At 42.3% G+C, this 25550-nt stretch carries 14 protein-coding genes; 4 read left to right on the forward strand and 10 right to left on the reverse strand.

The window, feature by feature from the left end; genetic code table 11:
* Nucleotides 1–119 precede the first annotated feature (119 nt).
* The 6 genes from DLM75_RS22875 to DLM75_RS22910 form a co-directional block, all read right to left on the reverse strand.
* Nucleotides 120–5330 carry a trifunctional serine/threonine-protein kinase/ATP-binding protein/SpoIIE family protein phosphatase gene (locus DLM75_RS22875; protein ID WP_118970830.1) on the reverse strand — a complete coding sequence of 1737 codons (5211 nt, stop codon included), beginning with the start codon at nt 5328–5330 and terminating at the stop codon, nt 120–122.
* A 65-nt stretch (nt 5331–5395) separates the two neighbouring features.
* Nucleotides 5396–7465, reverse strand: a complete 2070-nt coding sequence (locus DLM75_RS22880; RefSeq protein WP_118970831.1) for an NAD(P)-binding protein — start codon at nt 7463–7465, stop codon at nt 5396–5398.
* Nucleotides 7466–7524: 59 nt separating this feature from the next.
* Nucleotides 7525–8448 (reverse strand): hypothetical protein, encoded by a 924-nt coding sequence (locus DLM75_RS22885; RefSeq protein WP_118970832.1) that lies wholly within the window; start codon nt 8446–8448, stop codon nt 7525–7527.
* 1520 nt (nt 8449–9968) lie between these two features.
* Nucleotides 9969–11549, reverse strand: coding sequence for a hypothetical protein (locus tag DLM75_RS22900; RefSeq protein WP_118970835.1), 1581 nt, complete (start codon nt 11547–11549; stop codon nt 9969–9971).
* A gap of 6 nt (nt 11550–11555) precedes the next feature.
* Nucleotides 11556–12650: an LIC_10091 family lipoprotein gene (locus tag DLM75_RS22905; RefSeq protein WP_118970836.1), complete on the reverse strand. Its 1095-nt coding sequence runs from the start codon at nt 12648–12650 to the stop codon at nt 11556–11558.
* A gap of 1 nt (nt 12651) precedes the next feature.
* Nucleotides 12652–13536, reverse strand: a complete 885-nt coding sequence (locus tag DLM75_RS22910) for a formylglycine-generating enzyme family protein (protein ID WP_118970837.1) — start codon at nt 13534–13536, stop codon at nt 12652–12654.
* 510 nt (nt 13537–14046) lie between these two features.
* Between DLM75_RS22910 and DLM75_RS22915 the strand changes: the two genes are divergently transcribed.
* Together DLM75_RS22915 and DLM75_RS22920 are read left to right on the forward strand one after the other, a co-directional pair.
* Nucleotides 14047–15573: a M14 family zinc carboxypeptidase gene (locus DLM75_RS22915; protein ID WP_118970838.1), complete on the forward strand. Its 1527-nt coding sequence runs from the start codon at nt 14047–14049 to the stop codon at nt 15571–15573.
* Entirely contained in the window at nt 15573–16484 is a 912-nt protein-coding gene (locus DLM75_RS22920; RefSeq protein WP_118970839.1) for a DMT family transporter, read from the forward strand. The genes DLM75_RS22915 and DLM75_RS22920 overlap by 1 nt, the downstream gene beginning before the upstream one ends.
* Here the strand turns inward: DLM75_RS22920 and DLM75_RS22925 are convergent.
* The 4 genes from DLM75_RS22925 to DLM75_RS22940 all read right to left on the reverse strand — a co-directional run bounded on the left by DLM75_RS22925 (nt 16481) and on the right by DLM75_RS22940 (nt 20001).
* On the reverse strand, nt 16481–18193 hold the full coding sequence (locus DLM75_RS22925; RefSeq protein WP_118970840.1) for a methyl-accepting chemotaxis protein: 1713 nt from the start codon (nt 18191–18193) through the stop codon (nt 16481–16483). The two genes, DLM75_RS22920 and DLM75_RS22925, sit on opposite strands and share 4 nt — an antisense overlap.
* A gap of 23 nt (nt 18194–18216) precedes the next feature.
* Nucleotides 18217–18573 (reverse strand): c-type cytochrome, encoded by a 357-nt coding sequence (locus DLM75_RS22930; protein WP_118970841.1) that lies wholly within the window; start codon nt 18571–18573, stop codon nt 18217–18219.
* A complete protein-coding gene (locus tag DLM75_RS22935; RefSeq protein WP_118970842.1) occupies nt 18570–18890 on the reverse strand; it encodes a methylamine utilization protein in 321 nt (106 codons plus the stop codon). The genes DLM75_RS22930 and DLM75_RS22935 overlap by 4 nt, the downstream gene beginning before the upstream one ends.
* Nucleotides 18891–18990: 100 nt before the next feature.
* Nucleotides 18991–20001: a cytochrome-c peroxidase gene (locus tag DLM75_RS22940; RefSeq protein WP_118970843.1), complete on the reverse strand. Its 1011-nt coding sequence runs from the start codon at nt 19999–20001 to the stop codon at nt 18991–18993.
* 551 nt (nt 20002–20552) lie between these two features.
* Here DLM75_RS22940 and DLM75_RS24345 point away from each other — a divergent pair.
* Together DLM75_RS24345 and DLM75_RS22955 are read left to right on the forward strand one after the other, a co-directional pair.
* Complete coding sequence (locus tag DLM75_RS24345; RefSeq protein ID WP_158586513.1) at nt 20553–24563, forward strand: DUF4132 domain-containing protein; 4011 nt, start codon at nt 20553–20555, stop codon at nt 24561–24563.
* Nucleotides 24560–25090, forward strand: a complete 531-nt coding sequence (locus DLM75_RS22955) for a hypothetical protein (RefSeq protein ID WP_118970845.1) — start codon at nt 24560–24562, stop codon at nt 25088–25090. The genes DLM75_RS24345 and DLM75_RS22955 overlap by 4 nt, the downstream gene beginning before the upstream one ends.
* The last annotated feature ends 460 nt before the right edge of the window (nt 25091–25550 follow it).

A 25550-nucleotide genomic window follows, 5' to 3' on the forward strand; every position in this document is an offset into this window, starting at 1 on the left:
TCGAAAGGAATCGGAAAAGTGAAAGATAGATTCATACTCCAAGTAGATCATGAAGCTATGAAGGAGTCAATCTCTGCGAGCTTAAGGAACGGAAATCGTAGTTAAGAAATTGTTAAGTTTTAAAGAACTTCAACGGATAAAAACGTGATATCATCTTGCGTCTTTTGTCCGGAAAGAAACGCTTCCAAATCGCCAAATATCGATTTGACGAGATCAGGAATGGATTTTGAGGATTCCTTGAGTATCGAATCGAGAAGGCGTTCTTCTCCGAATTCCTCTTCGAAGGCGTTGAATTCTTCCACGATTCCATCGGAGAAGAAAAACATTTTGTCACCTTTCGTTATCTCCAAGAATTGTGATTGGTATTTAACTTTATCCGAAATTCCGATGATGGGGCCGCTTTTGGAAAGTCTTGTGACCGTGCTTCCTGTAAGACAAAATTGGTCGGGGTGCCCCGCCGCCGAATAGGAAAGGGTTCCTTCGGAGGTATCGACGTCCGCTATGAGGCAACTAAAAAAGGATTTGATCGCGCTGTATTTTGCGATGATTTCTTTGTTGAGCTCCGAAATGACCTCACCCGGAGGCAGATCCAAATACTTTAGACTTTCATACTCCGATTTGATCAACATGGTGACTAACGCGGCTTGAACTCCATGACCCGTCGCATCCGCGAGGAAAATTCTTATTCTTCCCGGCGATATTTCGGCGTAATCATAGATGTCCCCTCCGACCTCGTTCATAGGAATGTATTTCGTAAGGATATAAATTCCGCCTAACGTTGCTTCCGGTTTGGGGAGAATTCGGTCTTGAATTTTTTGAGCATAGAGAAGATCTTTTTGAATTAAATTGATCGTATTGTTGAGTTCGGAAGTTCTTTCTACGACTTTCTCCTCCAGTTCTGCGTATAAATTCGCGTTTTCGATCGAGATCGCCGCTTGGCCTGCGATGAGTTCCAAGGTTTGAATTCGATTTTCCGTAAAAATCCCTTTGACGAGCTGGTTCTCAAGATAAAGAACTCCTTTGAGTCCGCCGGCGTGGACAAGCGGGATACATATGACGGACTGCGGTCTTTTCTCTTTGATGTATTGATCCGTAAAATCTTTAATGGAAGAAGAATCGAATCCGTTCGTTGAGATCATCTTACCGGTTCGAAAAACGTAGTTAAGATAGGAAACGGGATATTGAGTTTCCTCAAGTTCGGGCAGATTTTCAACTACGATTCCGTCTTCTCCGCTTTGTCCTGCCAAATATACCATTAGATTTTTATTATGTAGATGGAAGTAAATCGCTCTCGTTGCGCCGGCCGTTTCCATTGCAATTTGTATCAATTTTTTTAGAAGATTGTCTAAGACGATTTCTCCGGAAAGTAGATTGTATGTTTTTAGAATGATTTCCTGGTCTAAATCGGGTGTTTGATTTTGTATCTTCCGTCCGATCGCTTCCGGAGAAAGAGAAAGATCCAAACGGCTTGAAAAGCGGCTTTCTAAATCCTCCACTTTCGTGGACGCTCCCCATCTGGAATAGAGATCGATCGAATGTTGAATATAATGATTTCCTAATGAAAAATTCCCGTTCTTATAGTGGAACTTCGCGGCGATTTCGCAGGAAAGGGCTTGAAAAGATATGAATCCGGATTCCTGAAAAAGTTTAATCGCTCTTTCGTAACCCGAAATCGTCTCGCCGATTTTTCCATTGTTTCTATCGACCTCCGCTTTGAGAAGTTCCAGATGGCCCATGAAGTTTTCAGGACAATCCTTACTCCATTTTGTGAAAAGGGAAAGGATCAACTTCAGCTTTTTGGAAAATTTTGTCCGATTCGAAAAAGAAAAGTCTTTGTAGTTTTCCAAAATCGTAAGGCCGTAATAAAACCAAAATTCCGCATAAGGAATCAAGCCGAAGGCGTTTTGAATTAACTTTTCCCCTTGTTGTCCTGCTTCCAATCCTTTCTGAAAATTACCGGAAAAGTAATATAACTTTGTGAGATCGTGATAGTAATAGGAAAGAGCCGTAAAATTTTTATCTTCCAGAATCCCGTTTTCGAATTCTTTGCTGTGAAAGTTCTCATCGTCGAGCGAATCGGGTGATTCCGTTTTCCCCGCAAGGGCTTTGATGAGCTGATGCGAGCTTTTGGCAATCGTGAAGGCAAAGTTGTCTCTGGATGCAGTAAAATATTGGTCCGCACCCGCAATGTCGTTTAACAATTCTTCGATCGGGAAGGAAGCAAAAATCTTTTTCTGCGTTTTTGCTTGTATGCTAAAGCCGGCGTAAAAGATATCCCCGTTTTGTAGCGCGCCGTTGTGGACGTCGTCAAGAAGACTGATATCCAAAGTGATATGTCTTTTCCAATGACAAAGATACGCGGAATAAACGTATTGAACTTTCCATTTCACCAAATCGAAAGGGATTTTGTCGTTCAGATCCATCGCAAGTTTCGAATATCGAACGGCTTGGTCCAAATCTTTGAGAGCCTGGTTTACGATCATTCCGTATCCGCTGTAAGCGATCGGACTACTTCTGGAAACTCCCTTTGTCAAGGACGTATTAAACATTTTTAATACAATTAGGGCGAACAAGTTCTGGTTATAGGTAAAGGCTGAGGGTCCGAGATCGGCAAAAAGATCGATCAAAGCCTGATATTCTTGTTCTCCATTTTCCCTAACGTTTACGAGTTCGATGTCGGTTTTTCCTTTGGAAAGGATCATGGAAAGAAAAAGTTCTTTAAATAGAACCAAAGTGACTCGGAGAGGAGACGAAGGTATGTTGATCTTAAAACGTCTCATCGCTCTAAGACCGGCAAGGACTGCGTTTTCAACCTTATTCATTTTAGAATAGAGTCTTACCTGAATCGCGTCCGCGCGGATGTATTGGAGATCCGGAAGATTCAGATTTTCTAATGATTCTAAAAGTTGCATTGTTCTTTCGTAGTTATTCAGGAGGTATTCCGTTTCTGCGGTTTCCAAAATCACGTTGGAATACAACTCGAGGTCGTTAATCATAGCCTCTTGGTCCAAAGAGTTCAAGGCTGAGTTTAAGTATTGAAGTGAGCTTTCGTAAGAACCGGAGCTCTTTGCTTGAAGACCGGCCTTATAGTTTAGAAGCGTTAGTTTTTTTCTAAGAGAGTCCTCTTCTAAAATCTCTTTCGACTGATTGAGGTGGTTCGTTATTTGAAAAAGAACTCGGTTTTTCGGATTCGGTCCGTGTAAGTTGAGGAGCGCGATTCCTACCTTCTTATGAAATTCCTTTCTTTTCAATTCTTCCAAAAGGCTATAAGCGGCCTGTTGTACTCGGTCGTGTGAAAATCCGAACGCCTGCTCGGCGGAAACATTCTCTTCGAATAGGGAATGGTCTTGATTGTGTGAAGGAGCCAAAAGTCCTTCTCTTACCGCTTCCCAAAGGATCTGGTTGAGTTTTCCCGCATCAAAAAAATGTAATTTAGAAATAAATCCGGAAGTGAATCTTTCTCCGAGACAAGAACAAACACCGAGAAGTTCCTGAACGCCCGGTGAGAGATCTCTGATCCTTTGACAAAGAAGGTCGATCACGTTATCCGCAACCGGAAGCTGGAGCGCTTTTTCATTATCCCATTTCCAGAGCTTTGTCTCGAATTGATACGAAATTGAATTGGTTTTTTCCGAAGTTCGAAGCAATTGAACGATCGCGAAAGGATTCCCGAGCGTTTTTTTATGAAGGATGGAGGATACGGCTCGAATTTCCTCTTCCGGTCCCGGAGCTAAATCCTGTAAAAGGCGATAGATACTTTCTTCGTCCAGAGGATCGACAGTGATCAGACTTTTTTGAACCTTGTTGCCTTCCAAGGATTCTAAAATTTTCGAGAACGCGTTACTCTTTTCGGTCGCCTCGGGTCTATAAGAAAGAATACATAAGAAATTCTTAATTTTTGAATAGATCAAAAAAGTCTCTATCAGCTTAAGACTCGCCGGATCCGACCATTGAAGGTCGTCCATGTAGAGGACCAGAGGACGGCTCATTTCCGAGATTGCTCTGATAAAGTTTCGAAGCGTGAAGTAGAATCTGTTTCTGTTCTCGTCCGGAGGTAATTCCGCCAATTCAGGTTGAGGTCCGATGATGAATTCCAATTCAGGAATCTGATTCAAAAGGATTTTTCCGTTGGCACCTGTATATTGTAGAATGAGTTTTTTGAATTCTTTGATGTCCTTTTCTGGTTTCGATAAATAGATAGAAACCAGATCTCTAAGAGAATGGATTAAACCTCCGAAAGGAACCGAAGTTTCATACTGATCGAATTTTCCTTGAACAACGATTCCGCCTCTTTCAGAGATACTCTTTAAAAACGATTTCGCCAAGGCCGATTTTCCGGAACCTGAATCACCTGTAATCAAGACCAAACCGGTTTCGCCTCGGAAAACTTTATCCAAAGAGGATTCCAAGACAGTCTTTTCTCGGTCTCTTCCGTATAACGCGGAAGGATCAAAGCTCAATTCAGGGACGTCTCTCGTTCCCGGAACAAAAACCGAGCCGTTGTTTTCGTTATTCTGTTCTTTACGGGAAAGTTCGAGATCGTAGATTAGACCGTTAATAGACGCATAACGTTGTTCCGGATCTTTTTCCAGAAGTTTTGCAATGATAAGCGAAATGGAAACCGGAAGATCGTCGCGAAGAGTGTGGACTAAGGCTGGTCTTCGTGCTAGGTGCGCGTGCAGAATTTCGTTTCTATCTTTGGAGACAAAAGGCAACATCCCGGTGATCATCTGATAAAAGATGATTCCCAAGGAATAAAAATCGGTTCGTAGGTCGAGGACTCGGGAAAGTCTTCCGGTCAACTCAGGCGGAAGATAGGACAGAATTTCGACGGATAAATCGGGTGTAATGGAAGGTGACGTGTCTTTCCCGGAGAAAGTAGCGGATGAAAAATCGGTGATTCTCGCGATCCCGGTCTCTGGTTGAACCCAGATATTACCCGGACGAAGGGCTTGGTGTAGAATTCTTTTTTCATGAATTTCTTTGAGCGCTAAAGATATACTCATGGCAATCTCAAAAAATTTCTCAACAGAATTAACACCATTTGGATACATTCTCGAAAGAGGAACCGATCCGTTATCTTCGATGACGAGGACAGGCTGGTCTTCATGTCGGATTAATTCGAGGGAATTCTGGATCCTAGGCCCTTTAGCAAAACTAGAAATTCTAAAATCGTGATGAATCTTCTGAATATCTTTGCGCGAAGGATTCTTCTGACGTAGGATTTTGAGGAGAACGTGCTTCCCCGATCTTTGATCCAGAGATCTGTATATCAGAAACTGATGATCAATGGAAAAGGATTCGAAGGTTTCAAAGCCGGGGAGTTCCATCCTGGAAGAACTGTGATATTCTCCCTAGGATTAAAATCAAAAAGAAAAAAATTGATTTCGGAAAATCAGAGAAAACATTTCGCCGCTTCGATACCGCTTACAACGGTGCTTTCCACACAGCCTGCGTTTAAGATCGGATTTTCGATCCAATCTCCCGTAATGACAAGATTGGAATAACCGTTCATTCCCGCTGGAAGTCTATATTTTGTGGATCCTTTAGCGGATAAGACATATCTCTCGGTGGGCTGAATATTTAAACGGACATACTGGCCTTCGATTCTTGTGACCCCGCTTTTCTCTTGTTTATCCAAAAGAAGATTCCAATTGAATTCCGCTCTGGCTCCCGGAATACTTGCGGACGGCCAAAGAGTGCTAACGTCTTGGTTTAGAAAAGTTGCAACTCTTTCTCTTAATTTTTTCATCTCTGCCTCAATGTCAGGGTTGGCAAGCGGATTGCTTGGAGCCGTTCCGGGAGGAGAAGGTCCGCAAAAATAGGCAATATGATTCGGAGTCATAGAATCCGGCCAGGATTCCCGATTGATGAGATGACTCATGTCGCACCAAGTATCGAAGGGTTCCACAAAGGAACCAAGAATCGGAGGTTCGTTCTTCCAATACTTCCATCCTAAACCGGCGCTGTCCGGAAACATCCAGAGCTGGAAAGCGTCGGTCAAACAAGTTTCGATCGCTTCCGTCATCTGTTTCCATTGCTGATTTGTATTTAGAATTTGAGGACATAAGAATGGGATGGCGCCGATCGAGATACCGAAGACGATTCGATCATAATCTTTCCCGTGTTCTAATACGATTTCTTCCCGATCCTTCCAATCGGACCAATAGTTTTCCAAATCTACATGCTCTTTTTTTAATGTTTCTCCTTCTACGATTTGATCGTATAAAGGTTCCGAAGGCCAGCAAGGAAGACCTTTAACATCGATTAGCGGAGCGTATTCTTCTCCTTTTAAAGTGACCTGTCTTCCGATACGAATACTCTGTATGTTGTTTTTTCCGTCCGCAGATCCGGGGATCAATTCCCGAACCCTGTGAAAGAATTTGATCTTAACTCCTCTTTGTTTTAGAATTTCGTAAAGCGGGGTCATGATCGTATCACCCATTCCAGCCTGCATTCTATAAGCGACCGCTCCTTTATATGTGAAGACCATTCGGAGTGCGCCCTTGAGAGCGGTTCCCGCCGCGAACGTGTATTGATTCACTCCACCGAAAACGAGACCATAAATGGCTTGGACGATTGCCGAGTTGATCGTGAGTTCGCTCGCACCGTGATGTCTTAGCCATTCTCTGTAATCGTAGTCGTCGATACTTTCAAAACCTTTTTCAAAAAGACGATCTTCGATCATTCCTTTGATATTCGTGAGTGAAAAATCGATCATGATCCAGAAACGCCGTGCTTCCGTATTCGATTCGATCTGTTTTTCCACTTTCTTCCAGAGCGTTTTTACGAAAAGATCGACGATTTTTAAGAATCGATCTTTTGGAAAATCGGAGCTGAGTTTGTTCAGAAGATTTTTCAGGACGAAGAGAGTGTTTCCTATGAGGTCAAGGCCGATCGTTTCGACCGTACCTTCGATCCATTCCAAAATTTGATTCCAGATTCCGCTCTGATTCTCGTCTTCCTTCTCGGGAAAAATCGTATCGGCGTTTTCGTTATAATAGCCGTGCAGGTAATTTAGAATGAGTTCCGGATAGTTTCTCGGATCCGGTAGTTCCAGACTTTCTCCGGGGATCTGGTCGTTCATCGGGAATTCGATCGGCCAAGGTACGTATCCGTCATTGACTTTTTCTTCCAAGACGAAATAATTTGCCGGTTTAAAAGCCTCCTCCCAAGTCGCTAAGGGTTGTGTGAGAGATCGACCAACTTCCTGATAACATTTTTGAATGAGTTGAAACGCATGATCGTAAAAGCCGAACCAGATATGAAGACCGTGTTCCTCGATTCGATTGTAGATTTGCTGATTTCTTCCGCTCGCTCCTTTGCCGCCGAGTCTCCAACCCATGTGATACAAAGTAAGATCGTATTTTTTATCCCAACCCGGTTGAGAAGTGATTTCGTATGCAGTAACCAACGAACTCAGACCTCCTCCCAAAACGACTACTTTTTCTTTTTTATCGGCCATGCTATTTTACCTGAATCTATTAAATTGATTTTATATAATTTTAGAATATTCTAAAATATTTATGTGTTTTGATGAATGATTTTTCCGGGAGAAAAATCGAAATCGAAATCGCACCAGATTCCGAACTGAACTGGAACTGAGTTTCCTTTGAGACCGAAATCACTGACAAAAGGAAAATACGGATTATCAAGGAGGTCTAAAACGTAATTTCCTTCCAAGAGTCCGCCTTTTCGAAAATGGGTCACGTTGCTACTCGCTTCCACGATGGCTTGATAACAGGCCAGGGTCGGATTTGCGGCGTCTCTAAATTGTTTTAGAAAGACCATACCGAGTTCTGGAGAGAATAAGAAGTCCAAAAGATTGATAACGAGTCCCATTCCAGGGATTGCGATCTTAGAAGGATCTCCGAAAAGAATTTCCGCAAACTTGCTCCCTATCTTCGAAAAATCATCGTAAGATTCCTTTGTCTTTGATCCGCCAGGCGGACAAGTGAGTGTGAACATTCTTTGTGAAATAGCCTGTCTGTCTTTTCCACGAGGAGTGATCGCATCGACGGAAAAATATTCCGGAGGAACTTGTAAGGACGGCATTTGGAAATCACCGTGAATTTTGTGAAACCCGTAGATCTCTCTCCCGGTTGCCATGGCGGTTGGAATATCCACAAAAAGATAAGGTTGATAAAAACGGATTCGAAGCGGATCTTTCGCAAAGAGTGGAATCCAAAATCCGACGTCGGTTTCCTCCACCCAGCCGCAATCGTTACCGGGAACCAGATATTGCTGTTTTGCGAATACGAGAAATAATTTATCGGTAAATGCGGAATAGTGCGCAGAACCGTTTGCTGGCCCGTTTAGGTCACGATCTACGATCGACTGAATCGCATTCTGATTTCCTTCTATGCAAAAAGAATAAAATTCCACTTGTTTCATTTGATAGGGCGGAGGTAATTCCTGTTCTCCGCCGCGAACAACATAATTTGCCATGAGTTCTCCTGTTTGGATCGGGGTTCATGATTTCTTACAAATTGAAAATATTGTAAATAAGAAAATTACGAAAAAACGATGTTTCTTTTGCATCTTGTTCCGCGCTCATACGGAAAGGAGTTTTCTCCGGTTTGTTCCGAGAGGGGCGTGAACCTCGGAAGAGAAGGACGGCTTCCTTTCTATGAATACTTCTTCTTGCGAATTCGAATTGTCTGCGGAATCGTTTGGAAGAATCGAATCCGAGCAAAGTGTAACGCCATAAATCCGAGTCACAATACGAGCAAACCATTCCGGTCACGGATCTGGAGGGGTTCTTTTTTCGAATCACAATCGTCAGATAGACGACACGATACTTGAAATTCAAAAGAATCTTTTCGCGGACTTCAGCTCGTTTCGTATGAGAGGATCGATTCTAAATCTTTTCTAAGAGTTCTCGATCCAGATTGGGAATGAGAATTATATATTTTTTAACTTGGTTGTTGAAGCGTGTTCTGGTTCCGGCTTATATCCTTCACCTAACAATTCTTTATCATCGTCTAATATAAGAATATTTACAGAAGTTCTATCACTATTTCGATTCATTTGAATCCTAGAATGAATCTTCTTTTACGATCCCATTCTAACCTTAAAAAAGCTGATTCTGAACGCGCTTCCAATCTTTCTCACTGGGTCTGAAAATTCAATGTTTCTAAATTCAATTTGAGAATCACCGGCGGGATTGATTTTTTTACAAGATCGAATGCTGATTATAGACACGGATTCTTTCTCTGTTTGGCGGCGGATGTTATTTCTACCTTCTGATTAACTAAAATAGGAACGGATGAATGGACCGGAGTGCGGTCTGATTTTTGCGACCGATATTCAGTTGGGCTACGGATTGTTTCTTTTTTGGACGAATGAGTCATTCGCAATGGACTGAAATTTAATGGATTCTGAATGTTCTAAGAAATTTCTTTACATCTTAGAATTGAATACGTATCTACCGCACTCCGATCCGTCAGCTTGATTCGTTATCGTAATAAACGGGAAAAAGTTACGTGGATTCGAAGAAGAATAGATTCTTAGAAGGAAACGGACGTTGACTTGATTTCTTGAAAAACCTTTTTGGAAAGACTCGAATGGACAACCAAGAATCAAGATTTTGTGTTTTTATAGCTGAAGTCGAGCTCGCTTGACTCTAAAGTGTAGGGTTTCGATTTTCGTGTCGGAGCCTCTATTTATATTTCAGAAGGATTGACGATCGATGAAGATGATGTGAACAATTATACTCGTTTGCATCGAGCGTCCCTTTTTGCGCTGATCTCATTTTACATATTTGAATCCTTTTATTTTCCGTCTTCTCAGGACTTCGTCTTAGTTGAAAAAGAAATTTTTGAGAGGGTATTGTTGATAAACGAATTATCCGATGGAGTAATGATTTCCTTTTCAGAGTTTGGCGTACATTCGATCCTCTTTGCAGGTAAGAAGGCAACACAAAAAGGGAACGAATTGAACTTGTGAAAGGGAAGAACTTTATAACCTCAGAGAATCTGCTTTCTCCCAGTGAGTTTGTGCCAAAGTTCGACTTCTTCTTTTTTCTTTTCCCTGAATCGAACAAATCGTTCTTTTGATTTCGAATCCCATATTAGAATTTCATGTTTTTGGCAGGGAAGGCGATGTTTGGGTTCGCCGAATTCTTCGCTTAATTTATTCTCGTCTAATCCTGGTAAGACGGCGAAGTTATATTCTTCTTCGGGTGTTTTTGTAAACCAGGTCCATGAATTCTGCCAATATTCTGGATGTAGGTCTTTGAGGTAATTATCGGCTCGTAGATTTTTTCGAGAGAAGATTCGGATTCTTCTTGAATCCCAGAAATCGGAAATTCCTCTTTTTAGCGATAAGATTTCCCGGTTCTGATCCAGGCAATCCGCTAGAGAATCCCGATAGAGCCTCGGTCTTAAATCTCCCCAATACAAAACGGAAACGACGATGATGAAATAGAAAAGATTGAATCCCAGAAAGACTTGTTTCTTATAGGACAGCGACAGGCGAAAAAAAGCAAAGATGATAAAAGGAATCCAAATGAAAAGCAAAGGTAAGAGATAACGAATCGCGATTCCATCCTTTTGAAAAAGCCCTGTGATCGTTCCGGAAATTAAAATTCCTAAGCACGAAACGAGAAGAACACGAATTAAGAACGATATTTGATTTGAAAATCGGTTTTGATTTTTCCGTCCGCCTTTCGAGATCAAAAGTAGGAGGGAAGATAAAAGATAGAATCCGATTAGAGCCGTGAACGAATACGGCGTATTCCTTATCTGGTTTTGAATCGAGATCCATAGGATTTGTAAGAAATTCCAGGAAGAATCTCTTTGATAATAATTCGTGGGAATGAAGATGAAATCCGCTTTGGCCAGATTTTTATAGGCGATCAATCCGATTCCGGTAAAAAGAAACAAGAGCAAAATCGAATTTCGCTCTTGTTTGTTTCTGATCCATTCTTCTGCGGAGTAAAGCAGACAAGGGAGGGAAAAGTAAAAGAAATACAAAGGGTCGGATACGATTAGGAAGATTTGTATCGCTCCAAAGAAACACCAAAAAACGATCGTCCTTTTCCAATCCTTTTTGGAAAACCAAAGAGCCCCGGAAATAAATGTAAAAACCAGCGCTCCTCCGTGCGCCGCGAATCCAAAGCTCGGAAAAAAATATGACTGCAACGAAAAAGAAATCAAAAATATAGAATATACGAAAAATGTAATTTGAGAAATTGTATTTTTATTTTCCTCCGAGTCCGCCCCTGAGCGAACAAAAAGTAAAAGTGCTCCCAAAAGTGCGATCGCTTGGAAAAAAAAGGTTAGGTAAAGGCTCTCCACTCCTCCTGTGACAAACAATTTGATTAAGAAGAAGATCGAAATATCCGGAAAAAAATATGGAGACGGAGTAAGGCTCCATTCGTAAATCGGATTCTTATCCGTAATTAGGTCTTGATAGAGAATCGCAGGATAAAGAATGTCCGCGTTAAATACGAGATCCGAGATTTGGGGTTGATTGTTAAGCGAAGTCAGAAAAACAAAAAAGGAAATCGCAACGAGTACGATTTCCTTTTTGAATTTCCAACCCATTCGGTTTTACTGAGGAGCGGATGTGTTGGATGTAGTTTGTGTTTTAGGCGCCGTTGTCGGTGGGGCGGCAACTACTGGCTCCTTGTCGACGACTGTAATTCCGTTTTTTTTATCCACGGTTCCGCCTTCCACCATCACTTGGAGAGAACGAAGCCCCGGTTTGTTGCTCGCGAGCCATTTCTGAAAGTTGGAAATTTTTTGCACGCAGTAGTGAAATCCGCGGTCCGTGGAAATTTCAGAGCCGGGTGACCAAGGAAACAAATCTCTCCGAACGGAAATCGTTCTTACTACGAGAGATTTCTCATCCACCGGAAGATTGATAAGCGAATTCTTAAATTCCTGCGGATAGGCGAAGTATTCTTCCGCGTTGCTGAAATAAATGATCCCGACCTTGTGGCCGACTTTTTTCAAAGTGTTTCCGATGCCGAGAAGAGTCGTATTGCCGAGTAGATTTCCCTTTAAAGGAAAAATTCTGTCTTCGACGGCCAACTTTCGAATATAGGAATATTGTTCGTCGTCGGTCTGAAACATTCTATAGTTGTATTTTTTAGAAAGCATCAGGTTTGTTCTGTGACGTTTCCGGATAAATGGAGAGGCTTGTTTGTAAACCTTCTTATAAACTTCGGGATTTGGAAGGGACGTCTGGATCAACTCGAGCGCGTCTTTTTCTCCTTCCTTTCCCCAATAACGGATAAAATCCTCTTTCTTTTCTCCTTTTTTAAGAAAGAGAACCGTGATCTCGTTTGCGTGTACCACGATTTGTGTGAAGTCCATCAGATAGATGAAATCCGATTTCGCCCAAGCCGCGATCGTAAGATTCTGTTCGGAACCTACTCCGATATAGGCGTTTCCTACGTTTTGTACGTGAGGAATGAGAAGATCCAATCTGTCTTCGTTGGAAACCGTCGTATCGCCCACGTCCCATTTTGTGGGAACGAGGATTTCTTGCGGAGTTTCTCTTAGGATTCCGATCTTGGAGACGAGGCTTTCTTCGCTGAGAGAGCGTGTTTCTTTCACTTTTTCCGAGCCGGAACAAAAGGAAAATCCGAAAGAAAAAAGGATAAGAATAAAATAAATTCCTAATTTAGAATTGTTGAACATGTTATTTGTTTGCGTCCTTGGCACAACGGAATCCAAAGTGATGGTATTCCGGAAAATTTTCTGGGATATGGGCTCTTCTTTTGGAGCCTCTCGCGTAATTGGCGGGCCACCACCACGATCCGCTTTTCAAAACCTTCTTCGTAAAACCGGGACAAGATTCTTTTCCCGCACAAGGACCTTTCGGATCCTTTCCTCTGCACGCATCTCCGCAGGATTTAAACGAGGGAGAATACCAATCCTGAGTCCATTCCCAAGAGTTCCCGGCCATGTCGTAAAGTCCGTAGACTCCCGGCGGTCTCGTTCCCACGTCTGCAGTGGGCATCAGATGAGGTTTGTCCGTTTTTTTAGCCACACATCCCTTGATATCTCCCACTTCAATGATCGCTCTTTCGCAGGTCGCAGGCTCGTTTCCCCAAGGATATAAATTACCATTGGGTCCTCGCGCGGCTTTTTCCCATTCCGCTTCGGTGGGAAGGCGTTTGCCCGCCCATTCGCAGAATTCCTTGGCCGTGTACCAGCTGATTCCGGCGGCCGGTTGTTTGCGTCCTAAATACGGTTTACCATAACGTGGTCCGATATAGTTACACTTTCCCGTCTTAAGACATTCTTGGCATCTGCCCGCGCTTTTGCATTTGTCGAATTCTTCGTTTGTGACTTCGTAGATATCCATGTAGAAGTCGCTCACGTACACTTTCTCTTCGGGTTTTTCATCCGCGTCGAAAGAATTGCTTCCGCGTATGAATTCTCCGGCAGGGATACATTTCATTCCGGGAATTTCCTGTCCGCCACAAGCGGAAGAATCCGCGAGAAGTTTACAGTTAAATCCTAAACAAACGGCCGAAATGATAAGGACCGAAAGAAGAAGGTTCTGAATTTTCGATTTCATGGAAGGGTTCCTGTCCAAAAGTATTCTCACTTTCAAAGAATCTTTTAGGCTGGGGATAGACTGAAAAAGGAAACGGACAAATCAAGAGAAAATTCCCTTCGATTGTCTCGCGACACCTTACTTGGGAAAGCTTTCGATTCTTATCCTCAAGCTTTTCTGAATCGGAAGAGGAAGAATTGACGGAACTCCGACGCTCTTCCGTGAAACGGCGCGCCCCGCCCCATTTTTGGGTGGAGGGGCGGGTGGCGGAAAACTCCGGGAGATTTTCCTCTATCACAAGATGATGATTTTGCGAGTAAAAATTTCTTCGTGGGAACTCCGACAAAATTCTTTCCTGCAAGACGATTCCATCGCAGTTTGTCTCGACTTTTGGCTAATACTGTTTTGATCGGATGGTTTCAATCCGCTGAACGCGATTATCCATGATCGGTCGGAGCTTTTGTATCGCAGGCAAAAAATATCTGGATTCTGAAACGAAGGAAAGCAAAGTAGTTCCATTCTTAGAAACGAATGAAATCGCAATTTGTTCTTCTCATACGAGCCTTCTTTCTTTCAAGCCTTGGCTTGATTCTTCTCGTTTCCTGCGCCGGTTTCTTTCGAAAGAGAATTCCGAATTCTCCTTTAAACGACACAAGAAAGATGCTCCTTGTGAAAATCGAACCGGGGCGATTGGGGGAATTTAAGGAAAGAACAAAAAGAAAATATCGGATCAGTTATCAGGAATCCGACGCTTATTATTCCGTGATGAGCAAGGAAGACATTGAAAAAACGGGATTCCCTTCTCCCGGCATTACCGTAATCAAACAAAACTTTCCTTTTAAATATTACTCCGGAAATTATCAAGAATTGATAAGCGAAACCTTCAGCGGTTTAGAGGATCTCAAAAAAGGGTATAAGGATAATATATTAAATATTCATTATTTACTCGGGATCGCGAATCACCATTCCAAACTCGCTCGAGTGGAAGTAATCGGAAAAAGCGCGAGAGGAAGAGAAATTCCCGCCTTACTTCTCACCGATACGAGCGTTCCCGATAGGGACAAGATCTCCGTTCTTTTTAACTGTGCTCATCACGCGAACGAAGCGATCTCGATCGAACACTGCTACGATATCGTTTATACGATTCTCTCCAAACCGAAGGAATATGAGCAAATTCTAAACAAGATGAAGATCTGGGTCGTTCCGATCGTAAACCCCGATGGAGCCAGACATTTTTGGCACGTTTCCAATCTGATGGGAAGAAAGAACGGTTATCCTGGTTTCGGTCCGGTAAACGATAAGATCAATCCCGGAGTGGATATCAATCGGAATTATCCTTTTTTCTGGGGCAAAACCGGAGGCGGTTATTCTTCGTCCAATCCTTCGAATTATTTTTTTCGAGGACCTTCCGCGGGATCCGAACCCGAAACAAAAGCGATGATGGAACTCGCACAGAGGGAAAGGTTCGTTGCCTCCATTAGCTATCATGCATATGCGAATTGTCTTTTGATTCCATATTCGATCGATTCTTTGAACAATCCGGAACCGGATATGGCCGGCGAGTTGGGAAGAAAAATAGCTTCCTCCGTCGCGAGTCTAAATCCGGAAAAAGAATTCGAAGCCAGAAAAAATATCTATCCGATCGACGGCGTGGATCAGGATTATCTCTACTTCGCCTATGGAACTTTGGCTTATCTTCTGGAAACGACTCATCTCAATCCGGTCTACAGGGAAGTGGAAAAGATCAATCTCAGTCTAAAGGAATCTTGGAATATTTTGTTAAACGAAGTTGTGGAAGGAAGAAAGATCTTCCTAAAAATCACGGACGAACAAGGCGTTCCCCTCGAAGCCAAGATCGAAGTGGAAAGAATGAAATACTTTCAGGAAGAAACCAGATTCTCCAATCGCCAAAACGGATTTTTCTTTCAGTTGTTTCCGGATCGTAAGGAAACAAAGGTGAAAATCTCCAAAGAAGGTTACGAAACATACGAGTTTCCGATTCGTCCCAACCGAAACTGGGAGCCGTACAGAATATTACTTAAAAAAAATCGAATATAGTGAAACTCTCCGGGAAATTCATCAACGAAACGGCATTGGTCTTTTGTACTCTGATCTGGGGCGGGACCTTTACGATGACGATTTTCGGATTGAGAGACACGTCTCCTTCCGTTTTTTTAGCGTTACGTTTTGCGATCGCGAGCCTGATTTTTTTACCGTTCGCTTGGAAGGAATTTAGAAAGGGAAAATTTTGGTATCCGGGAGCTTTTTTTCTGGGAATGTTTTTGTTTCTCGGTTTTGCGTGTGAAACCGTCGGACTCAAGACAACCACTGCGACAAAATCCTCCTTTTTAATCGGAACGTTAGTCGTCATTACTCCGTTTTTGGAAGCCGTTCTCAAAAGAAGAATTCCTTCAAAGGGGAATTTGGCGGGTGCCACGGTCGTATTTGCGGGAATTTGTCTGATTTTTATGGGAGAATCCGGAAAAGAAGGTTCTCTGCAGATCCAAAAAGGGGATTGGATCACGTTAGGCGGCGCTCTTTTCTTTTCACTTTACATCATTCAGATGGATCGAGTGAGTTCGCAAACTCCGATCGCAATCTCCGTTTTTTATCAGTCCTTTGTCGCCGGACTTTTCGCCTTTGTATCCGTGATCTTCTTCCATATTACCGGATTGGAAGAACTGAAATTCGATCTGAACTCGAGACTGATTCCGGGTGTTCTTTACAATGCGCTTCTGGCTTCGGTTCTGACCACATTCTTACAAACCAAGTTTCAGAGATTCGTTTCTCCCACTCGTGTAGGAATTATCTTTTCCTTGGAGCCGGTATTCTCGACGATCATCGCCTATTTTTTATTAGGTGAGACTTCCGGACCGATCCGAATTTTAGGATGTTCTTTTGTATTCGGGGGTTTGGTTTTAGCGGAACTAATCGGTAAGGACCGCGGTGAGGAACGGGAAGGGATTTAGACGATAAATTTTTCCATCAATGATTTCACTTTCATAGATTGGGCGTCTAAAAGTTTCGCGCCGGACGCGATCTCCTGCGAACCGGAGGAAATCAATTTGGCTCCCTTGGAAAGATCTTGCACCGAATTCTGAATCGAACTATAAGCGGATTTATTTTCCAAAGAAGAATTTTCCAAATCCGTAATATTGCCCGCGATCGTATGCATCCTCGTAGAACATGAATTCAGACTCGCTTCCTGGTTTCGCATATCCTCCAAAAGTTTAAAACTGAATTGCGCCATAAAAGAAGTGTCCGATTGAATGGTTTTGAAAAAATCGGAGAATTGATTCATTTCTCCGTCGCCTAATTCCACGTTGATTCGGGTCGATTCGATCAAATCTTTGATTTCTTTCGTGCTTCTCATTGTGAGATCCGCGAGTTGGGAAACTTCTTCCGCGACGACTGAAAAACCTTTTCCGTGTTCACCGGCTCTTGCCGCCTCGATCGAAGCGTTTAACGCGAGCATGTTGGTCCGATTGGAAATTTCACCGATCTTTTCCAAGGTTTCTTTGATTCTTCTTACGCTGTTCTTCGCTTCTCCCAGGGATTTCTGGACCACGTCCACTTTTTCCCTTCCTTTGATCGCAGTTTCCGAAGATTCTTTCGCTTTCATCGTAAACGAATTCAGGGATTCCGTTACCGCTCCCAAAGATATTAGATTTCCCCGAATTTCTTTTTCTAAGTTTCTGAGATGCTCCGCGGAATGTAGAATTACGGATGTATTCTTTTCCACAAGATCGCTGAGGCGATCGATCAGATCCGCCACGTTTTGAGAATTGCTCGCCTGGGTTTCCGATGTCGCAATAAATTCTTTGGAAACCTTGGAAAATTCCTGGCTTGTCTTTTCGGAACTGGAAATGGAAATTCTCGCTTCCACGATGATCTCTCGAAGGGAGGCTTCCATTCGTTTTAAGAATTTTAATAATTCTCCCATTTCGTCCGAACTTTCGTTTTGAATTTTCGTATTTAGATTTCCGTTTTCGATCGCAGACGCGAGGTCGATGGCCTTTTTCAACGGAGAAGTAATCGATCGAATGATGGACCGAGAAAAAAAGATTCCCGCCGCGGAGGAAAGCAAGGTAAGAATCGCGATCAAATACAGGGAAAAGGTAAGCTGAGAATCCGCGTTATCTCCGCTTTGCCTCGAAGTTTCGTTTTCCTTTTCCATCCATTGTTTGATCGAATCGCGCATCGATTCGCTCAAGGGATTGATTCCTCTTACGTAGAGAATTTGGGCTTCCTGTCTCTGATTTTGTTTCCAAAGTCGATGAACCGTTTCGTTGTATTGGGCAAATTTTTGGAGTTGTGATTTGAGAAGATTTACGTTCTCTATTTCGAAATTCTTCAAAGGAAACGAATGAAATTGTTCGAGATTATTTTTAATCTCTTCAAACAACTTCTGGGTTTGATTGTATTCTTCCTCCGAAAGAAGGGAATCGACGGTGGACACTTTGGAGGAGATTTTGAGTTCGATCAGAATGATCTTTTCCAAAGTCAGATTGAGTAGCTGAAACTTCGGCTGGGAATTATCCATCATCGAACGAATCGCAGTTCTATACGAAAGTGTGCTCGTAGCGATGACGATCGAAGAGGCGATGAACACCACGATGATCGTTCCAAAGCTAAGTCTGAGTCTTGATTTGATGCTGATATTGCTGAGCGGATTCACGTTGTTTAGAAAATTCCTAAGACTTATTTCGATTTTGAAATGTAGTTGATATACGAAATCACGTCTTTGATCTGTTCGTTGGAAAGTTCGTCCTTCCAGGGAGGCATAAATGGAGAACGACCGACTCCCATTCCTCCCTTTCGAATGATTTCCTCTTTTTGCGCGTCGTTCAGAAACGTTTTGGTGAGATTGGCGGGTGGAGGAATTTTTCCTTCGGCAAGACGACCCTTTCCGTCCGCGTTTTCCCCGTGACAAAGTACGCAGTAGGTTCGAAAAACGATACTTCCTCGGATTACGGATTTATCGTTGGCTTCCAGAGCAAACACTCTCGAACTCGCGGCGAATAAAAAAATCAGAGTAAGAATTGTGATTCTTCTCATGGTTGCACTTCGATCGTCATTTTCATGCCTGGATGGATCGCACATTCCACGAGGATTTTTCCGGCCTTATCGAATTTCACTTTTTTCGTTTGTCCCTGCGGATAAGAACCGAGATCGAAAATTTTCTCCGGGGACAAAGAATAGATATTGTGAAAGAAAGAATCGTAATTCGGAAAACTCACGACGTCCCCGATTTTAACCTTTAAGGATTCTACCGTAAATTTTTTTTCTTTCTGGCCTACCTCGTGTTCTGCGGCGTTTAGGGTTCCCGTCATAAGGATTGCGAGTAAGGACGTTAGTAAAACTTGTCTCAACATAAATGGCTCCTGGTTTTTTTCTTTTTTAAAAAATCGATTTCGCTTTTGAGAAAAATAAAATATTCTAAAATTATAATGAACTGAATCTCGAATCGGATCGTTATCTCGGAAATGTGGGGATTGAAATCGGTTCTCTTTTCCCAGTAAGCGATCGCATAAACGAGATTAGGTCTTTTTTCTCTTCCTCGGTGAGTTTCAGAGGTTTCATATTCGGATCTAGATTGGAAAGATCGTCTCCTCCACGATCATAGTGATCGACGACTTCTTCCAAAGTTTGGTAACTCCCGTCGTGCATATAGGGAGCGGTAAGAGCGACGTCGCGCAACGTAGGAGTTTTGAAGGCGCCTTTCATCGATTTGACCGGAACGAGTTTGAAACGACCCGGATCCTTTTCTTTGGACTTGATTCCGATATTATGGAATCCGTCGTCCGTGAAGTTGTTTCCGAGATGACAAGCGATGCAGTTTGCTTTTCCCTTGAAGAGCGCTTGGCCTCTTTGAGCGGATTCGTTTATCGCTTTGTTATCTCCTTGGATCCAAGCGTCATACGGAGATTGAAAAGAAAGAATACTTCTTTCAAAGCTCGCGATCGCTTTCGCAATCGTTTCCTTGGTGATCCCTTCGTTCGGATAAGCACGTTCAAAACGATCTCGATAACCTTTGATTTTTTTGAGTTCTAAAACGAGCTCGTCCGGATTTTGATTCATTTCATCTGGAGAGGAGATCGGACCTAATGCCTGCTCTTCTAAAGAATTGGCTCTTCCGTCCCAGAACATCTTTTCTCCAAAGGCGGAGTTTATAATCGTTGGAGTATTCTTACCCAAAACTTTCATGTTATGACCGATTGCGGTTTTTAAACCGTCCGTCCAAGCGAGACCCGGATTGTGACAAGTGGCACAACTGATCCAATTGGAACCCGATACGATCGGATCAAAAAAAAGAATTTTACCCAATTCGATGCGGGTTGGGTTCGGTTCGTTTTCTTTTGGAAACGGATAAGAAATTTTCGGGATCGGTTTGATTTCCTTCGGAGGTTCGATCGGTTTTTCTTTACAAACGGAAAACAGGAAGATCGCGAAAAGGAAACTGGAGAACAAGGAATAACGTGCCATTCTACACTCGAAAAAAATATTTTTAAATCTTGCCGGTTCTATTTTGCAAGCATTGAAATCAAAACTTATAAAATAAGAATTTGATTCTCTGAGAACGATTCTATCCGGTATTCTTGAATATTCTTCTGACATTATAATATGGCAGAAGACTACTTATAATGTAATGCTGTGGCGTTGGGTTTGATGAAAATCCATCTCGGTAGAACAGGATTCTTCTTAAATTCTTTGCAAGAATCGCGAGAATAAGGAGATTTGATTTTTGAAACTGAAAGTTGAGTTGAATTTGCCCTGAATTCTTTCGTTTCGGTGGCTGAATGAGGAAAGAATCTTTCTCTTTCGATTTCAAATCTTTTGCACCGCGACGAACTCTCTTTTAATATTAGTTTCTAAATTTTGAATGTCTTTTTAAAAATCGACAGTATTTGTGTTTTTTTCGAAAAGTTTCTTCTTATGGTTCTTCTTTGCAAAAAGTAAAATCTAATTTGTTGTTTTTGTGCTCCGTCGCTTTGCCAATAGGAAAGCGAAAACTTTGAGTATGGGAACTCGATCCAATGACACGTAATTTTATTTATCAAAAGGGAAAATCGGAAAAATTTTGGTCCATCGACTTGAATACAAAGACACTGACGTTTCGGCAAGGGCCACGTTATGGAGAATCGAAATCCGGTACGGAAACATTCGCTTCGGAGGATCTCTGCCAAAAAAAGGCGGATGGTCTGATCGCGACAAAATTAAAAGAAGGTTATGAAGAAGTCGAGATCCCAATCGGGAACGTCAACGTCTTCGCCCTGAAGTCGATCGCGGACGTTCAAAAACAAAAGAGCGAACAACTGAGTCTCAACGTGGAAGGTTCCGAAGAACTGATGGAGGAAGTTTGTAAACTCGATTGGTTGAAACGTTTGGACTTGCAGAACGTTTCCGTTTTACCGAATTCGATTGGAAATTTTAAGAATCTGGATCATCTGGAAATCAAAGAGAGCAAATCCCTAAAATCGATACCGGATTCCATTGGAGAATTGAAAACTCTCACTTGGTTGAGCATCGAAAGAACCTCGATCGAATTCTTACCCGAGTCTCTTGGAAAACTCTCCAATCTGAACCGACTGAATATCCAGCACAACGAAGAACTCAAAGAATTACCACAAAGCATCGGTTCGCTTCATTCGTTGGAAACTCTTTGGGTAAGTTATAACCGGAAAAACGATCATTCCAATAAAAAGGAAAAAAGAATCCCCGTCGGAATTCCCGATTCGATCGGCGATCTTCTACAACTCACCGAGTTGTCTTTGAATTCTAATTTACTTTCGGATCTTCCTTCTTCGATCGGCAAATTGAAAAACCTGACCGAGTTGGATTTGAATTTCAATCGGTTTACGGAAATTCCGAAATGTATTTTCGAACTGAAGAATTTGGAAACTCTGGAAATGCTTTATTCTCCTTTGAATAAGATTCCATTCGAATTTTCTAATTTAATCAATCTTACAAGGTTCGATATCGAAGGAAACAAGGTTGAAAATATCCCGAAGGAGATCGTCTACGAAGGTATCGAGGCGATTCGGAATTTTCTAGATCCGAAACCGGAGGAAAAAAAGAAAATCGTTTCGAGCGAAGACCCGCAAGAATTCAAACGAAGTTTCGAACAACACAAAGAGGCGCTCGAAAAATTCTACAGAGCGGTGAAAGATAAGGCGTATAAGGAAGATACAAAAAAGAAACTCGCAGTGCTTCAGAGTTTTTTCGCCGGAGAAACGAACGAGATTCCGAAAGCGATCAACGAGGACCAATATTATTTCAGAGATATTCCTGAGGTTTTGGGCCCTTTTCGAACGTGGTCCGCGGTCGATTTTCGTATTCTTTCCTATATCACACAAGGCGCGTGGTCCTTTAAAAAGAATAAGGAAGGTTTTTTCGAATCGTTTTATCGCTGGATGAAAAAGGAAATTCTCGATCATCCCGAAGATCAGAATCTATTCTCCGATATTCTCCAATGCCTCAAAGGTTACGAAATCGACGAAGCGAATATTCTCGTCGAAAGAAAATACAAGATCAGCGAAATGGCGCTTACTTCGGATAAGGAGGTTACCTCGTTCGGAAAATTCATTCTCGCGAACGCCGATACTTTGATAAACGACTTTGTCGAGGAAGGTTTACCTACACAATTCGTGGAGCTTCTTGTTCTGGAAAAATCGGAACTGATTCAAAGTCAGATTCCTAAACTCACTCGTATCAAAGAATACGAAGGGACGGACGGTAGAAAGCACGTTCCCTATGAGACGATAGAAATTATCTGCAGAGCGTTTCCCCAAAAGATAGAACCGATTCTAAACGATTCCATTCAAAATATCGATTGTGTTTCATGTAGAGCGGAACTAGCAAGAATTCGTTATGAATCCTTTAACGAAAAATACAAAACAGAAACGATCGATTTCATAAAGGAAGTTCTGCATTATATCTCTGATAAAAAAAATAAGAATATAGATCGTGGTTACCAATTCGATTGGTCCGGTGGCAAGGGATATTATCGGGACGATACACCGGATTTTATCGAGTGGGTTTTGAAGACGTTCGGGAAGAACGTAAAGGAAACGGTTTTTGAATACGTAGAAAAAACGAAAGTTCTTGATTTGAACGTGATTGGCGTTGCGGTAAAATATCTCGGTCAAGAAGCCATCGATATCGCGGGGGAAGCCCTCGATATGAGCATCAAAGACGACGGGATTGCCGGTCATTTTCGCCAGATTTTCAACATTCTTTCCGGGTTGGACTACACGAAATACTACGATAAAACCTGGGAAATCGCGAAAAGCGAGTTCAAAAAGGTGAGTGAAACGGCTTGTTTGGCGTTGAGCAAACTTCCCGAAGAGATCGTTATTCCGAAAGCAAAGGAGCTTTTGAAGGAGAAACAAACCCATCTGAGAGAGGCGGGTGCGTTGATTCTCAATTTAATGCGAACTCAAAAATCGATCGAAGCGCTGGAGCCCCTTCTTGCAACCGAGAAGAACGACGACGTTCGTAATTTGGCGGTAGAGTTGTTATACGAGAAAACGAAATCCGTAAGCACAGAGGACGTGAAGAATCGAATTGAGACCGCGAAGAATTTGGGAAAACTGGAAAAACCTTTAGCAAAGTGGTTGGATGAAACAAAACTTCCGAAAGTTCTCTGGAAGGATAAAAAACCTTTGAGTTCGGAGGAAGTTCGTTATCTTTTCTACAGACAGAAAACGCGTTCCGAAATCGTTCTCGATTCGGAGTTGAAAGACGTCCTGGAACAAATCGATAAGAATTCCTTTGAAACGTTTTCCAAAGAGCTACTTTCCCTCATTCAAAAAAACGGCGGTTTTAAGGCGCCCAATCGATTTGCGATTTCTATTCTTGGAATATTCGGAAAAGAGAATATAATTTCCGAACTGGAGACAGTAGCCAAAAAAGAAACGAATCTCAATGCCTGCGCCTGTTTGGGGTTGATGAATTCGATGGCCGCCGCCCGCGCTTTGGACAGAATCAGACAGACCTTTCGAACGAAATATCCGAATGTGAGGGAAGCCGCCGAGCAAGGATTCGAGTCCATCGCATCCAAGATGCTCCTGACGCCGTACGAGCTACAGGACCGGATGCTTCCCGATTTCGATTTTAAAGATCTAAGTAAAAAAATAAATATAAATAAAAATGAATATACTGCGAGAATTTCAAAGGACTTGAAATTCACTTATTGGGACGAATCCAATAAAGAGGTGAAATCGCCCAAGTGGAGCGAGGCTGAAAAGAAAAAAAACAAGGAAGAAACAACCCTACTCAAGGATTCGATCAAACAATTCGGGACGAATATGGAATACTATCTGGTCGTCCAGAGGAGATGGCCCGTTGAAGAATGGAAAGAATTGTTTCTTAAAAATCCGATCGCGAACGCTTTCGCTCAAAATTTCGTTTGGGTAAAGATTTCCAAGAAGAATCAAGAGAGGGAAAACTTTTATGTTTCCGAAAAAACCATTCTGAACATCGAAGATAAAAAGTTGAATACGGAGGACGCGTCCAAAATTCTTCTTTTACATCCGCTTTCTTTGGATGAAGAAGAAAAGAAATTGTGGTTAGGAAAATGGGAGAATCTAAAAATTCGTCCGCCGATTCCTCAGCTGACTCGCGATACGTATCTTCTGATCGAGGAAGATCGGAAGAAAAAAATCTCGTTTCAATTCGAAGACAAATCCCTTCGCGGGAGCACGTTCAAATACAGAGCCGAAAAATTCGGATGGAGAAGGGGATCCGTCGTGGATAGCGGAGGGATTTCTTCTTATCACAAGTTGTTTCCAAACGAGGAAGTCGAAGTCTTTCTCAAAATCGAAGGCCTAAACGTTCAGAGTTACGACTACGACCAGCCGATGACGTTTCGGGAATTTTTCTTCGTAAATCGAGGATCGATCACAACGGGGAGTTATATCTACGACGAACCGAGAGGGGAAGAGGATTCTCGATTGCTACCCTTCGAATCCGTAAATCCGATCGTTTATTCGGAAACGTTGTATGATCTTCACAGAATTCTTCAGGACAAAAACGAAGAAGAATGAAGAAGGAGTTGGATCTCGAACAGAGATGCAAAGAACTCGTGGGTCTAAAAGTCCAAACGGTACAATATTACGGGCGTTTTCGAATATTCGAAAACGCGCATGGAGTTTCGAAGGCCGTTTATTGGATCACGGAGAAGGGGGGAATAATTCGTTTCAGCTTTGAGGACGAATTCTCCCTTCGTTGGGGTTTTGGGATTTCCGTAAAAAAGGTAAATCGAATCTTTCCGGACGATCGAGAAGAAGAATTTCAAGACGTGAGTTCTTTATGGAAGAATCGCTTCGAAGTCAAGGACGTTCGATTGCATTGGAGATACATTGCGGACAGTCACCGAGTTCTTTGGCATCACTACAATCGTTCCGATTATCCTCAGGATATAGAATTGTTTCTTTCCGATGGGCGCCGCCTATGTATCGGAGTAGCCGAGGTTCTTGGCCAAAACAAATGCAAACTTTTTACAAATCATCTTTCTGTCTTCTTTGATCTCGAACAAAGAGAAAGATACTATGAGAATGCGATTCTTTGGTAGGAATCCCTCGCATTGGGATTTAGATTCGTTTTTCTCCATTCTTCAATCGGCTGTAATCGGAGTCCGAAAAGCCCCGCTTTCCGGGAGAAATGCAAGAGAAATGAAAAGTAGAATATATTGATATTCTAATATAACAATTTCGCTTTTCCAATTTTCCAGTAGACTAGCTGGTCTATTAAAATGGGCTTGTTTCGCCAAGTCGTTTTGTTAGAATGAAGGCGCCTTCTGTGGAAACTTGAGAACTTTTTACGGGCAAAATCGAAAAACGGGTGTGGTGTTTTCCGAAAAAATCGGAACAATTTTTACAATAATTGCTTGCCGGCTCACTTCGTTTTCTTACATTGGTTTTTACGAAGAAATCACCGCACGGTGAGCTTCTTCAAACCAAGCGCTCAACTGACTTGCTTCTTTTTTTCGTTTGCGAGTAATTGCAGACCAGATAAGAGAATCGGGAGTGGGA

The organism is Leptospira stimsonii (assembly GCF_003545885.1).
In the GTDB taxonomy this organism is placed as follows: Bacteria; Spirochaetota; Leptospiria; order Leptospirales; family Leptospiraceae; genus Leptospira; species Leptospira stimsonii.